The 14,999-nt window shown below is 33.2% G+C and carries 8 protein-coding genes and 4 pseudogenes; 4 read left to right on the plus strand and 8 right to left on the minus strand.

The features are described 5' to 3' along the window. On the minus strand, positions 1 to 938 hold a 938-nt coding region (locus MKL51_RS11090), incomplete at its 3' end, for an IS30-like element ISAba125 family transposase (RefSeq protein ID WP_079396101.1). A gap of 232 nt (positions 939 to 1,170) precedes the next feature. Here MKL51_RS11090 and MKL51_RS11095 point away from each other — a divergent pair. Both MKL51_RS11095 and MKL51_RS11100 read left to right on the plus strand, forming a co-directional pair. Beyond that, positions 1,171 to 3,450, plus strand: coding sequence for an ATP-binding protein (locus MKL51_RS11095; protein WP_270904315.1), 2,280 nt, complete (start codon positions 1,171 to 1,173; stop codon positions 3,448 to 3,450). A 2-nt stretch (positions 3,451 to 3,452) separates the two neighbouring features. Further along, a complete protein-coding gene (locus MKL51_RS11100; RefSeq protein WP_017481850.1) occupies positions 3,453 to 5,255 on the plus strand; it encodes a response regulator receiver domain in 1,803 nt (600 codons plus the stop codon). A gap of 4 nt (positions 5,256 to 5,259) precedes the next feature. On the opposite strand, the gene MKL51_RS11105 is transcribed toward MKL51_RS11100, so the two are convergent. The 5 genes and pseudogenes from MKL51_RS11105 to MKL51_RS11125 form a co-directional block, all read right to left on the minus strand. Next, complete coding sequence (locus MKL51_RS11105) at positions 5,260 to 6,324, minus strand: DNA cytosine methyltransferase (RefSeq protein ID WP_017481851.1); 1,065 nt, start codon at positions 6,322 to 6,324, stop codon at positions 5,260 to 5,262. Positions 6,325 to 6,387: 63 nt separating this feature from the next. Further along, a pseudogene (locus MKL51_RS11110) lies at positions 6,388 to 6,534 on the minus strand (helix-turn-helix domain-containing protein). 258 nt (positions 6,535 to 6,792) lie between these two features. Then, positions 6,793 to 7,087 (minus strand): annotated as a pseudogene (locus MKL51_RS11115) (hypothetical protein). 719 nt (positions 7,088 to 7,806) lie between these two features. Beyond that, entirely contained in the window at positions 7,807 to 8,607 is an 801-nt protein-coding gene (murI, locus tag MKL51_RS11120) for a glutamate racemase (protein ID WP_017481852.1), read from the minus strand. Positions 8,608 to 8,630: 23 nt separating this feature from the next. Beyond that, a pseudogene (locus MKL51_RS11125) lies at positions 8,631 to 9,059 on the minus strand (HAD-IA family hydrolase); the annotation flags it as partial. 736 nt (positions 9,060 to 9,795) lie between these two features. Here MKL51_RS11125 and MKL51_RS11130 point away from each other — a divergent pair. After that, positions 9,796 to 10,566, plus strand: a complete 771-nt coding sequence (locus MKL51_RS11130) for an HlyD family efflux transporter periplasmic adaptor subunit (protein WP_005066671.1) — start codon at positions 9,796 to 9,798, stop codon at positions 10,564 to 10,566. Positions 10,567 to 10,579: 13 nt separating this feature from the next. Then, positions 10,580 to 12,688 (plus strand): peptidase domain-containing ABC transporter, encoded by a 2,109-nt coding sequence (locus MKL51_RS11135; protein ID WP_017481854.1) that lies wholly within the window; start codon positions 10,580 to 10,582, stop codon positions 12,686 to 12,688. Between the two features lie 44 nt (positions 12,689 to 12,732). Here the strand turns inward: MKL51_RS11135 and MKL51_RS21040 are convergent. Both MKL51_RS21040 and MKL51_RS11145 read right to left on the minus strand, forming a co-directional pair. After that, positions 12,733 to 13,832: pseudogene (locus tag MKL51_RS21040) on the minus strand (IS3 family transposase). Between the two features lie 87 nt (positions 13,833 to 13,919). Further along, positions 13,920 to 14,945, minus strand: coding sequence for an IS30-like element ISAba125 family transposase (locus tag MKL51_RS11145; protein ID WP_004994718.1), 1,026 nt, complete (start codon positions 14,943 to 14,945; stop codon positions 13,920 to 13,922). Positions 14,946 to 14,999: the final 54 nt, after the last annotated feature.

The following is a 14,999-nucleotide window of genomic DNA, read 5'->3' on the forward strand; positions in this document are numbered from 1 at the left end:
TTTCTAGGACGAGTATTCAGTGACATGGCAACTTGATTTAAATAATGCTGATCTGCCTGATTTAAATCAATCCCTTTAGGTAAATATTGCCTAATTAAACCATTCATATTTTCGCATGTGCCTTTTTGCCAAGGTGAATGTGGGTCACAGAAATATACATCTATGCCTAAATCTTCTTCGAGTATTTTATGTTCTGACATCTCGCGTCCACGGTCATAGGTCAACGTTTTACGCAGTTCTGCAGGTAAATATTTCAGAGCTTCAGTTAAAGCCTTGCGCACTGATTCTGCCTTTGCATCAGGTAATGTTGCCAAGATACAGAGCCGTGTATTTCGTTCAATAAGTGTTGCTATCGAACTTTTATTGTCTTTACCTTTAATTAAATCAGCTTCCCAATGACCCGGTATTTTTCTTTCTTGAACTTCGGCTGGGCGCTCATGAATAGTTTTAATATCCTGTAATATAGAATCTTTTTTAGGTTCACCGTTAGCTTTTCGCTTTTTATTTTCATGACGCAGACAGGATAATAAGTCTTTTTTCAACTCACCCTTGGGTAATGCTCGTATCGTTGAATAAATCGTTGTATGGCTTACATTCATTGTTTGATCCAAATCAGGAAATGTCTTTAAACGCTTTGCTATTTGCTGAGGAGACCATAAACAACGGATCGCTTCAACAATAAATTTCCAGAGGATTGAATCGATTTTGAGTTTTCTGTGACCACGTCTACGTCTAGCGAAGGTGTTATCAGAAGCATATCGAGCTTGATAAACGTCATTGATGCTATTTCTTTTAAGCTCACGATAGATCGTACTAGGATGTCTTTTAATGAGTTCAGCAAATTTTCTGGCTGAAAAGCCTTCTTTTCTTGACTCAAGCATTAATGCAGTACGATCTTCAAAGTTAAGATGATGGTATGACAATTTTATATACTCCATAAACCCTTTAAATTAATTAGGTGGTTTATGTCGCACTTCAAGTTTTACTCTGCCCACAATCGCATTTGATTTATTAAAAGAAGAGCTGATTAAAAACGTTCAATTCGGGTATGAAGATTTAATCAAGAAAAGAGCATGGGATCGTTTTTCTGAAGATGAACGAGAAGCAAGCAATTCCAATTATATTCTTACGACGCAGGATAAAATTCAAAATTTTTGCTTAAATGCTATTTTGGATGAAAGAGCGATTATCCCTTGGAAAGAAATACTAAATAAAGTTTCTGAAAAAGATGGCGGGCAACATGGCACAGCTCTATTCTTACTCGATTTAAGACGAGATTTAAGTTTATTAAATAATCAAGGTGATCTCGCAAAAGATAATCAAGAAGTTGCAGCTATCCAAAAAGATCTCGTAGATACATTAAGAGCATTTACTAATCCCTATACAATAAAAGATGAAAATTTTTCATATCGAATTTTTAGAATATCAAATACACAACACCCTAAGCCCATATTAAATAATAGTGATGTATTTAGTATTCAAGACTTTGAATTACTAGAGCATAAAATTATAGGAAAATTTGATAATAAGGGTTGGTTTAAAGGTAATGTAATAGCATTTGGACAAAACAAAGGTGAAGTTTCAATTCCTCCTAATATCGATATAAATGCTAAATCAAGTGTAGGAGAATTTGAATTTCTTCTAGGCACTTATGAAATAATGAAAGATATGAGTTCTCTTGAAGATGATGTTTTTTATAAACTTAGTTTACAAACGCAACAATATGCTGGACTTTTAATCTTTAGAGATAATTTACGTGTATTGCCTTATGGAAGAGTGGATAACGACTTCTTCAGAATTGAAGAACGGCGCTCTTTTCATGCTGGAAGATATTATTGGTCTAACCGTCGCGTATTTGGATATATCGGTATTTCACATGAAAAAAATAAGGAGCTAAAAGATAAATCTGGTCGTGAAGGCTTTATTAGTAATCAGGCATCTAGAGATCTAAGAATTCTCGTTTCAGATGTCCTCATAACACTTGCAGATCGATATTTTGGCTCTAAATCTGAAGAACGCCAAGAGCTGTTAGATATCGTAAAAAAAGAGCGTGAATTAAGAAAATCAGCTCAAGTTCAAGCTCGTAAGGCATCTCAAAAAAGTTTTAAAGATGCATTAAGAAACCAAACACCAAAGCTTGAAGAAGCTTTATCCCTAGCTCAAACTCTCAAAAATAGCCTAGAAAATAAAGATAAACTTAGCTCGGATGATTTACAAAATCTTGATGAAAAGCTATCAAAACTTGAAATGACACGGACAGAAATTAAAACTCCTACTAAACCACCCAAACTAGGAATTTATGAGGAAAAATATAGGGAGTATCGTGATAAATATAGCGAATTTTCAGCTTATATTATTCAGCTAAAAACCCTTATTAATAAGATGGAGTCAGAATTAAATAAGTTAGCTCCTCAACAGACAGCCAAGAAATTATTTGATAAAAACCAAGCTATTCTAAATTCTAAATTAAATAAATATCTTTCAGTCATTGAAGCTAAGATTGATGTACTTCATTCGACTTGGAAAAAAGATATTAGTGAAGATAGAAGCTCATACTACAGTCAAGCAATAAGTATTGTTGAAAGTGTTGAGGACTCCTCTCATTTAGAAAATGCCCTAAACAATCTAGATATTATTTATCTACAGTTAGTAGAGGCCTATACATTCAAATATGATGCTATTTTAAAAACATTAGAAAAAATATCTGACGGCATTAACTTAGATTCAGCATTTTCAATAGCAGAAGAAGAACGATCAGATATTGAAGAAAAAATGCGAACAATCAATGCTGTCGCACAACTTGGGATTAGTGTAGAAATCTTATCTCATGAGCTTGAAGAAATAGACTCATTGGTCACTCGTGGGTTAAATTCATTGCCAAGTGATGTAAAAGAACATCCTGGTTTCAAATTAGCGTACGACTCTCATAAAGCACTCACAAGCCAAATTCGCTTCCTTTCCCCATTAAAAATTTCTGGCTATCAAGCCCGCCAGACAATTACTGGTAAAAATATCGAAGCCCATATTATTCAGTTCTATGGTGATCGTTTTGAAAGACAACGTATTAATTTTGAAGTAACTGAAGCCTTTAGATCGTTAAAAATTAATGACCTTCCCTCACGCATCTACCCAGTATTCATTAATTTGATTAACAATGCGATGTATTGGGTTGCACTAGTTGAAGACAGAAAAATTAAAATTGATTTAATTGATGATCTCGTTGTAATTGCAAATTCAGGGCCAAAAGTTGATGAAGATGATGTTCAAAGGCTGTTTGATCTTTTCTATACAAAACGAGCGAATGGACGTGGCGTAGGACTGTACTTATGTCGTGAGAACTTAGCTGTAGCGCATCACAAAATTTGGTATGCCGAACAACATAATGACGATCCTCTTATATTTGAAGAGGGCGCTAACTTTATTATTAAATTTAATGGATTGGAGAAATAATTGTGACCGTTGCTATTAAATATGAAGAACTAGTTGAAAAAACATTTTGCTCCAATGCTATACGCTCGGTAATGATGATTGACGATGAATTTATTCCCTATTCATCTCTTATTAAAGCTTTGGCTAATGGTGAAGCAGTAGATAGCTCTATTATTCAAAGTTCACAGAGAGCTGCTGCTTTGGAGTCTTTTTTTCAACATCAAAAAATATTATGCGATCTAGATAATTCAGCTACTCATCTTGAAGCAGATAGAATCCGGAAATCTGACTTACTAATTATTGATTATCATCTTGAAAATCAAAATCCCAAAAAAACTATTGAAATTTTAAGTGAACTAAAAAACTCACCGCACTTTAATCTTGCAGTAGTTTATACAAATGAGCCACCAAACACTGTCTGGCAACAAATTACTGCCAGCTTAACGACCCCAAAAGATGTGCATGAAAATTTACAAGCCATTGAAAATGAACAAGCAATAGAATTATGGGAAGAAAAAATTGAGAATGATATTATAGAAAAGAGGGGAACATACTCTCTAACAAAGGATGAATACCTTGACTATTTATTTAATCAAAATGTTCCCCATAGATTAAAGAGAGATTTAGCTCAAGAGAGTGAGTATGACGTAAAAAAAGATTGTGCAAGATTAGCAACTTTAATCTGTGATTATCACGTACAAATTAATCAAATATATCAGTCAGATAAAAATAAAAATTCAACTATTTTTGGTGATAAACAAGGTTTGAAATGGATTCAATATCATAACGTTTTTATATGTATACATAATAAAAGTACTGATTTTGAAAAGGATCCAGAAAGAATTTTACAAACATTAATTAATTCTATTGTAGATTGGAAACCTTCTTACTATCAGTTAATTCAATCAGAAATACAAAATCAGATTGAAGCAGAATCTATGTCTTTTAACGTAATTCATCAAAATGATTCTTTTGGGCAAGCTGCGTGGCTTAAAGAAATTTTAAAAGGTGAAGAGCATGATTCTACTAACAGTAAGATCAAAACAATTTACTCGAGTCTTGCTGAAGATTTATATTTTAAGTTTTCTCAAAATCAAACACTTTCTGATTTTATTAAAAATATTTTTACTAGTTACAAAGAAGAATTCAATCTTGTATCTTCACAATCTTCACTCGAAAGTTTCTGTGCAGAAAAAATGGGGATTACCATAAATCCCGAGACATTTAAGGATATGTATCATGCTTTAAATATGAATTTATCATCAAAAAATTATCGTGAAAAGCATATTAGTACTGGTACTGTTCTTTATGATCAAGACAATAAAAAATGGTACGTATGTGTGTCACCTGCTTGCGATATGGTCCCAACTCAAGAAACTGCACCTATCAATAAAAGACTTACCCCTCATCGAATGATACAAGTACTCAGATTATTTAAAGTGGATGCCGAAGAAGCTTTAGAAAATGCAACTCGTTCAAAATACATTTATGCTTACGAGAATGGAGAACGTTTATACTTCTCTGTAACTAATCCAGAAACTGATCTTCCTGTAAGTGACTATCTAGTAATATTGAATTACAAGCACAAATTAGATGAGCGGAATCATGAAGCTCTAACCTTTAAAGCTAATGGTGATGATATAGATAGAGTCCGAATCAAACTAAAATTAAAATCTCAATTAAGAAGTGGATATGCTGAAAGATTTCAAAATATGGCTTCACACCATTCGGGACGAATTGGTGTTGACTTTATTAAAGGATTTGAATCACCACTACCCGATGAAGAACCCCTACTATCAGATACTAAAATAGCTGATCCTATATAAAAAATTAATTCTCAGATTTTTTCCTGGAATTTAAGTAATGCTTTTGAATGGCTAAACCAAACTGTTTAGCCATTTCACAAGGAACAGCATTGCCAATTTGGCGAGAAGCTTCAACCACACTACCTATAAAGATAAAATCTTTGGGAAATGTCTGTAACCTTGAAGCTTCTCTCACGCTAATTGCACGATGCTGATTTGTATCGGGATGCCCAAAACGTCCATTTGAGTAGCTATAACAACGTGTTGTTAAAGTTGGTGCTGGCTTATCCCAGCTCATACGACCATACACGTCCATATGTCCAGAATGTTTCTTATGGCATTCATTAATCAAATGTTCAGGCCAATGACGTCGATCACCTCCTTCTGGAGTATGTTTGATACGCTCTAAATTACGATCATTCAACGTTGGACATCTATGCCACGGATCGTCAGGATGTATTCCACCAGCCTTGATTGGAGGAAAATCACCTATAAAATCCTTAACTGTAAGGATTGATGGAAGTCCTTCACCATGTGTTCTTGGTGGAATTTCCATTTTTTTCGATTTACAAGCTAGCAGGACAAACCGCTTACGTTTTTGAGGGACGCCATATTCTTCAGATTTTGCGATGAATTCTGTAATCTTATATTTTTTAGATTCTAAAAAAGTGATAAACCGCTTGTAAGGACCATCTTTTTCTTTATCAATTTTTTGAAGACCAGGAACATTTTCTACAAGAATATATTCTGGTTTTAATTTGCTAATAAACCGATGTGTTTCATCTAATAATGTACGCCGAATATCATCTTCACTTTTTGATTTATTTTGTGTAGAGAATGGCTGGCATGGGGCACATGCAACAAACAAAAGAGGTTCTTTTTCCCTGTTTTTCTCTTTAAAAGCTTTTGTTAATTCTTTTTCATCTAATTCTCTAATATCAACATTATAGAATAATGCCTCAGGAAAATTAGCCTGATATGTCTCAGCAGCCTTTATATCAAAATCGAGTCCAATAGTGATATCTAATCCAGCTTGACGTAGTCCTTCACTTGCCCCACCGCAACCAGAAAAGAAATCTATTACTTTCAAAACAACACCAAGTTATATATTTAAAAAATATGTCAAATCATAACAGAAGAAACGTTTCTAAAATTATTTTGGAAGTAAATCTTTTGCATCCAATTCTAATAAGGCTGCCAATTCATAAATTTTTTCTAAAGTAGGATTACCCCCTCTTTCAATTCTTCCTAGATAACTTCAATCCATGTTACAGAGCAAGGCCAATTGCTCTTGTGACATGCTTCTTTCTTTTCTATATATTCGAATTAATTGCCCAAATTAGATCGTAAGTTCTGACATAAATATTCAAATGCTTAAAAAAAGAACTATTACTATTTGAGAACTATGTATCCACGGACTATAACCCTCTACTGCTACACAGCCCCTTTCCCGTGAAAGAAAATAGAGAACTCTGCTTAGGCCTCTATGTCACAACGGACTTTTACTTTTGCGCTGATTTAAAGTTTGAGAGATCATTGTGACACAGAGATAAAGGAACTAAGCGAACTTAGCCCATTTCAGTTTTGTCGCAGCGTTGAATGCTGCTAAACAAATTAGGGGCAAAGCCCTGTGGGAGAACAGGACTTTGCAAACTGGTGTGTTTTAAACGTTGCACGATTTGAGGTGAATACAGTTGCGTGAGCTGTTGGCAAACACAATTGCAACTGGCTTGCATGTGTTCACCTGACAAACAAATTCTTTTAAATTCCTGCTGAGCGTTCGCATCATCATTTGTAATACTGTAAGCACCGACCACAAGGTTTAAAAACAATATAAATTTATGAAGTTTCATATTATTCTCATGATTATTTATATCTTTAAATAAAATAAAAATATTATTCGTTTAAATATTAAAATAATTTTTTAAATAATAATTAATCCTCCCACAAAAACACAGGAAAATAAAATAATTAAGATTATAAAATAAAAATAATTTATGAATTTAAAAAATCAGGATATAGAAAACCCAAATTTTAAATAAATAAAATAGTTAAATAAGAGAGGAAATGAGTTTGAATAATGGCATGGCCAACTCCTTAAAAATGGAGTCCTACCACCAGATCACCGCGAATTAATTTATGGTGGTAGAACGAAAGAGGGTTGACAGACTGGTGCCCATAGAGACCAGCACGCACGGGGCGTCCCCCTTCCGTCCTACCGCAAAGAAAGGGGGACGCAAGGGTCTAACGACTTATAGTAAAACTATAATCCGCTATGGGGACTTACGGTCTGTCAAAACCGTCTGGCAATGTAGGCCAGCAACGAGATATTAATCGCTATAATAAAGAACGTCAATTTATTTTAATAAAAAAGTTTAAATATAATAATATTATTCATATTTAAATAATATTATTCTCTTTATTATATTTACGGTTTTTAATTAAATTTAAAATATAAAATTGAGTTGTATATACTTAGTTAATAAAATAGATTTATCGTTAATTTTAATTTAACAGTTTGTATAAATATATAAGATGATAAGTATATACCTCTTATCATCTTTTCTAGAGTTTACTTTTCTATAGCTTTTACGGGTAAACGCGTACCTAATAAAGAAAAAGTCACGTCTGCGACTTCCAACGGGTCTGAACTGGTCCAAATAATATGATTTCCCTCATTTGGACTTTCAGAACTTAAATGATATTGATTGAGCTGCCGAATTAATTGCGCTGTTACAGCTTCCGAAGGCTCAATAATTTGGATATCACGACCTACAATTTCCTGAATCGTATCTGAAACAAATGGATAGTGTGTGCATCCTAAAATAATCGTATCGGCTTTTTGTTCGACCAACGGCACCAAAATATTTTCTAAATAATCCTTAACTTCCGCTGTATGCGCTTTACCCGTTTCAATTTTTTCGGCCAAACCAATACACGGCACTAAAGACACTTTAATATGTTGCGCATACGTTTCAATTAAACTTTTTAAGTTTTTTCCCTTAACCGTCGTTGCAGTTGCCAAGACAGCAATATGCTTAGTTTGTGTGATTGCTACAGCAGGTTTTACGGCTGGTTCTATCGCAATAAGTGGCACATTAATTTGCGCTCTAATCGTTTCAATCGCTACAGCCGTCATGGTGTTACAAGCAATCACGATCGCTTTGCATTTACCCTGAGTAACTAGGTTTGAAATTAAATGCGTGGTTCGTGAAACAATCCAGTCGCTTTCTTTGTCTCCATACGGGACATATTTCGAGTCAGCGAAATAGATAATGTCTTCATCCGGAAGAGCCTGCCGAATATGCTTAAAAAGAGACAACCCACCTAAACCAGAATCAATCATTCCAATCGGGTTGTTATTGTTATTCATGGTTTGTCCTGCATTTCATATATTTAGAAAAATTCTTTCATGGTTGCCAAGTCGTTGAGCACGACTTTGGGCTGAATGGTTTTTAATTTTTCAGCCGATGTATAACCCCAACCTACCGCAGCAAAATCAATGCCTGCTTTATGTGCAGCTTCGCCATCAGTCGTTTGGTCGCCGACATAAATGGCTTGGTTTTTATTTAAATTCAAAATGTTGAGAACACGCTTAATTCGTTGAGCTTTGCCAAATATAGACGAGCCACCATCAATATGGCTAAAAAGTTCACATAGTTCTGTACCAAGAATACTTTGACAGTTTTCTTTAGAGTTTGAAGTAATAATTGCGAGCGTATATCCCCGATTATGTAGTTCAATTAAGTGATCCCGCATGCCTTCAAACATGTAAACGTCTTGGTCTCTTTCTTTCATTAAACGAATGAAATCTTTGGCAATCCATTTATAGAGCATACCCCCCTATTCTAAATGCATCTAATATTATCAATGGTTTGAGATCAAAAGTAAATTTCGACTTTACAGACCACACCCTGAAACATTATCTAAAATATGAAGAAAAACTACACTATCTCTAAAAAGTTGGACATTCACATTTGCATTGAACATTAGATGGAAATACCTACTTGAAATTAGACTCTCTATAGTGAATCAATGATATGCAATATTAGAAATTGATCTCACTGATAACACAAACCAATCTAAACATTAGTTGTATAAATCCATGCTCTCAATAATTGAAGTCATAATTTTAAACATATTGCTAAAAAATTGTTAAAAGCCCTCTTCGATGGCCCTCTGCTGAACGTCTACAAGATTTCGGAATTACTTATACGTTAAGGCATCCCAAACCTTTAGAAGAGCTAACTGAATTTAATGAATGGTTACAAGGATTAGAAAGAATATTAAATCCAAGTATTTCAAAAACATATAACATTTCAATACTTCTTAATCTATAAGTGGTTAGGCCAATAAATCACTATTCAGATACAGTCTATTTAAATCTCAACAATTCATCTATATAATTAAGTTAGCGAAATATTTACTTATTATTTGGATACAATTACATCCTTAATATAATGATTTGTTCGTAAAAATTTAATAGGTATTCTAAACTCATACTAAAAATTCATTTTAGAATAGCATGAAAATATCGTATATTTAGGTTAGGTTTAATTTAATGATATATAGAAAAGAAGCACTCGAAAATCAAAGTAATAAAAATTTTAGCAATATTTCATTAGTTAGGCCATTCTCAAAAACATTATATATATATCTTCTTTTATTAACAACAACACTCATAGCCACATTTCTTTTTACTGGAGAGTACACAAGATACATCAGTGTAAAGGGAATAACCTTACCAGAAGATGGATACATAAAAATACAAACTAATGAGTCAGGTTTAATCAAAAACCAATATTTTAAAGTTGGAGATCATGTAAAAAAAAATGATTTACTTTACACTTTAGAAATTAATGGTTATAAAAAAGAAATAAGATCCCCCGTGGAGGGCTCAATAAGTATAATTAATTCAATAGCTAATAAATTTCAAAAAAAAGAAAGAACTATGATGATAATAACTCCTAGTAACAAATTAAAAATAAATCTATATTTAGAAAGTCAGTACATTTCAAAAGTTAAAATAAATAATAAAGTTTTATTAAAATATGATTCTTATCCATATCAAACCTACGGAATGAGAGAAGGATATATATACAAAATTTCAAATATGGCATATTCTGCATCAGACATAGATCCCGATAACTTGATTCTAAATAATGATAAAAAAGGGGAGATCTACTTCCTGATAGAAGTAAAAATAAAAGAAAGTAATAAAAAATATTATGAAAATAAAATAGAGGAAAGAGCTGGATTGACATTAACAGCAGAAATTAAACAAGATCGCAAAAAAATTATTGCGTGGATCTTAACCCCCTTTAAAAATTAAGAGTTACGATTAAATGTTAAATTTTAGTTTGAAGAGAAAAGTTCCTGTTATTCTACAACATGAATCGGCTGAATGTGGTTTAGCATGCTTAGCAATGATTGTAAATTACTATGGTAAAAGCATCTCAATAATCACATTAAGAAACAAATATAAAATATCATTACAAGGCACTTCACTGAATATGCTGATGATAATTTCTGATGATTTGCAACTTCAAACAAGACCAATAAAAATTGATATAGAAAATTTAGAAAACATTAATTTACCGTGTATTTTACACTGGGAGTTCAATCATTTTGTTATTTTAACTAAAATAAATCATAATAACTATATAATTCATGATCCTGCAATAGGTGTTAGAAAAATTAATTCAGAAGATTTTTCAAAAAGTTTTACAGGTATAGCTTTAGAAATATGGCCAAAACCAAACTTTAACTCCCAAAATAATGAATATAAGATTAAAAAATCAAACTTTAATAATTTTTTTAATGAAATAATAGGGATTAAATCAGTCTTAGTACAAATTTTCTTTATTTCATTGAGTCTAGAACTAGTTATCTTACTAAATCCACAATTATTACAATGGATTATCGATCAAATTATTCCTACTCAGAATGAAAGTTCACTGTCAATATTAGCATTAAGTTTCGTTTTTATTTTAGCATTTCAAGTAATATTGGATTTAGCAAGAGAAAATCTTAATATTTTCATGAAATTCAATATTAGTCTAAAATGGCAGGCCAATATTGTTTCAAAGATACTAGATTTACCAGTTGATTTTTTTGAAAAAAGATCAATTGGCGATATTGCTTCGAAATTTGGATCAATCAACACCATATTGAATACTATAACATCAAGCTTTATGACAGCCATATTTGATGGAATTATGTCAATTTTAATACTTAGCTTACTATTATTTTACTCACCACTATTAACTAGTATAGTTTTTATTTTCACGATCCTCTATTTAGTAATTAAAATAGTGTTTTATTATCCACAAAAATACAAAAATGAAGAACGCATTATACATACTGCAAAACAGAACTCTCATTTTCTTGAATCTATCCGTGGGGTAAAAACTATTAAGACTTTTAATGCTCAAATTGAAAGAAAATCTATATGGTTTTCCCTACTTACTAACCAAATTAACTCTGAAATACAAGTAGAAAAAATAAACATAATGACTAAAGAATTTAGAATTTTTCTTTTTGGACTAGAAAATATTGTAATTATATACTTAGCCACATTGCTAGTATTAAAAAATGAATTGAGTGTAGGTTCTCTTGTTGCATTCGTCGTTTACAAAACACTTTTTACAAATAGAATTACTGCTTTAATTGATAAGTTATCAGAAATCGGTACAATAAAATTACATAACGATAGATTAAGAGATATTTCCCTTACTGAACCCGAAATCATTTATCCTCAAGAATTTATGGAAATAAATTCAAATAAGTTATCAATTAAAGTTAAAAATATTTCATTTAGTTATTCTAATTATGAAAAAAACATTCTAAATAATATTACATTCGAAATACCATATGGTCAATCAGTTGCCATAACTGGTGCCTCTGGCAGTGGGAAATCAACTTTATTGAACATTTTGCTTGGTATTCTAGCTCCTACAACAGGTGATGTATTTTATGGCGAGCATAAAATCAAAGAATTAGGTTTGTATAATATACGATCACTGGTTGGTACGGTATTACAAGAAGATGTTCTCTTTTCAGGATCCATAGCAGACAATATATCTTTTTTTGATGCCAGCTCAAATTTAGACTGGATTCAAGAGTGTGCAAAAATGGCAGCTATACATGAGGAGATAATCAATACAAGTATGGGTTATAATACACTTATAGGAGAGATGGGGACCGTATTATCTGGTGGGCAGAAGCAAAGGATCTTATTAGCTAGAGCTCTTTATAAAAGACCAAAGATTCTTTTTCTTGATGAGGCAACAAGTAATTTAGATATATATAAAGAGTTTGAGGTTAATAATCTTATCAAAAAGCTAAAAATTACTAGATTTATTATTGCTCACAGACAAGAAACTATAAATTCCGCTGATAGAGTCTTAATAATTGAAGATGGAATTTTACGTAGTGATATTATGAACTCATAAAGTTAAAATTGGACTATTCCCAGTATGCTTGACATGAAACAGCCTCATTTTGAAGTTGACTCAAAGGCTTCTGGACTCATCCCATCGAGATGCGAATGACACCTGATCCGATTGTAAAACATCTCGATATAATGAAACACATCCGCATGGGCCATTTTTCGTTTTTCATACCCTCTTTTTAATTCTTTCCTTCTTTAAGTTGCTAGAAAAGAGTCAGCAATAGCATTATCCCAACAGTTCCCTCTACAGCCCATGCTTGGGGCCAAGTTATGCTTCTGACAGAATTTCTGCCAGTCTCTGCTGTTGTATTTGAACCTTGGTCTAAGTGTATGGATCTGGGTTCATTGAGTCTGCGTCGCCATACCGCCATTAACAGTGCATCTAAAACGATATCCTTGGCAAGCTTAGATTTAATTCACCAATCGATGAATTTCCTTGAATATAAATCGAGAACCACAGTCAGATATGACCCACTTTGGTAGATGTGGATCTAGGATCACTCACCCACAAGGTATCAGGTGTGTTTACAACAAATTTTCAATTTAAACGAATAGGTGGCACAATCTGAGGACGACCACGACATGCTTTTATACTTCTTATATCCTGCCATTATTCCTCATGGTCGTCAGCACGCGAAGACTCACAACTTTCACCTAGCTCTTTAAAATATCTAGCGTGATATGACGATAACCGTAGATGTCATAACTGGCATCATAAGAAGAATGGATGAGCTACAATAACCGCTTATTTTAATAGTTCTGCCTGATTCAAGTTCATGCAACTTGGCATAATAGAGAGCAAGAGCAATCTTAAGAACCCTACCCATCGTTTTAATTTTAAATTGATGGCTGCATTCAAGGATAAACTGATACTTTACTCGGACATGCTTGCAAAGTATCTTGCGACCTTTTTTAAGATATTCCATTCCTCTTCAATCTGTTTAAGCTGACTTGTAAGGCACAGGATTTATTTCTTTACCTCGAGCAGTTCACTTTCATCAGAGTGGTTGCACCTTTAGCCATTTATAAATGCTGTGCTTTTACATACCTAAACGTTCTCCTACATCAGTGACAGAATATTCACATCCTGTAATCAATTTAGCGGCTTCATCTTTATATTTTGGGGTGTATCGTTGTCCAATCATAATATTTTCTTATGCAAAAAGAATAGATGATATTTATCTAGGAGAGTAATGACAGTCCAGATCAAGAATCAAGTAAGCCCGGCGAATTCAAACATGAGGTGCGACAGTTTCAAAAGCCATATGATAATCAACAAGCTGAGCAAATTTCTCTAATGGTGTAAGCCAATCTAACGCCTTTCTAGGACGAGTATTCAGTGACATGGCAACTTGATTTAAATAATGCTGATCTGCCTGATTTAAATCAATCCCTTTAGGTAAATATTGCCTAATTAAACCATTCATATTTTCGCATGTGCCTTTTTGCCAAGGTGAATGTGGGTCACAGAAATATACATCTATGCCTAAATCTTCTTCGAGTATTTTATGTTCTGACATCTCGCGTCCACGGTCATAGGTCAACGTTTTACGCAGTTCTGCAGGTAAATATTTCAGAGCTTCAGTTAAAGCCTTGCGCACTGATTCTGCCTTTGCATCAGGTAATGTTGCCAAGATACAGAGCCGTGTATTTCGTTCAATAAGTGTTGCTATCGAACTTTTATTGTCTTTACCTTTAATTAAATCAGCTTCCCAATGACCCGGTATTTTTCTTTCTTGAACTTCGGCTGGGCGCTCATGAATAGTTTTAATATCCTGTAATATAGAATCTTTTTTAGGTTCACCGTTAGCTTTTCGCTTTTTATTTTCATGACGCAGACAGGATAATAAGTCTTTTTTCAACTCACCCTTGGGTAATGCTCGTATCGTTGAATAAATCGTTGTATGGCTTACATTCATTGTTTGATCCAAATCAGGAAATGTCTTTAAACGCTTTGCTATTTGCTGAGGAGACCATAAACAACGGATCGCTTCAACAATAAATTTCCAGAGGATTGAATCGATTTTGAGTTTTCTGTGACCACGTCTACGTCTAGCGAAGGTGTTATCAGAAGCATATCGAGCTTGATAAACGTCATTGATGCTATTTCTTTTAAGCTCACGATAGATCGTACTAGGATGTCTTTTAATGAGTTCAGCAAATTTTCTGGCTGAAAAGCCTTCTTTTCTTGACTCAAGCATTAATGCAGTACGATCTTCAAAGTTAAGATGATGGTATGACAATTTTATATACTCCATAAACCCTTTAAATTAATTAGGTGGTTTATGTCGCACTTCAAGTTTTACTCTGCC

Origin of the sequence: Acinetobacter sp. AOR18_HL (genome assembly GCF_027855145.1) — a bacterium.
GTDB classification, from domain to species: domain Bacteria; phylum Pseudomonadota; class Gammaproteobacteria; order Pseudomonadales; family Moraxellaceae; genus Acinetobacter; species Acinetobacter pittii.

What these genes read in the sequence shown, in the direction of transcription:
- murI (WP_017481852.1), bottom strand. Translation starts at nt 8,607, where the DNA reads ATGAATAACAATAACAACCCGATTGGAATGATTGATTCTGGTTTAGGT.
- MKL51_RS11130 (WP_005066671.1), top strand. Translation starts at nt 9,796, where the DNA reads ATGATATATAGAAAAGAAGCACTCGAAAATCAAAGTAATAAAAATTTT.
- MKL51_RS11135 (WP_017481854.1), top strand. Translation starts at nt 10,580, where the DNA reads ATGTTAAATTTTAGTTTGAAGAGAAAAGTTCCTGTTATTCTACAACAT.
- MKL51_RS11145 (WP_004994718.1), bottom strand. Translation starts at nt 14,945, where the DNA reads ATGGAGTATATAAAATTGTCATACCATCATCTTAACTTTGAAGATCGT.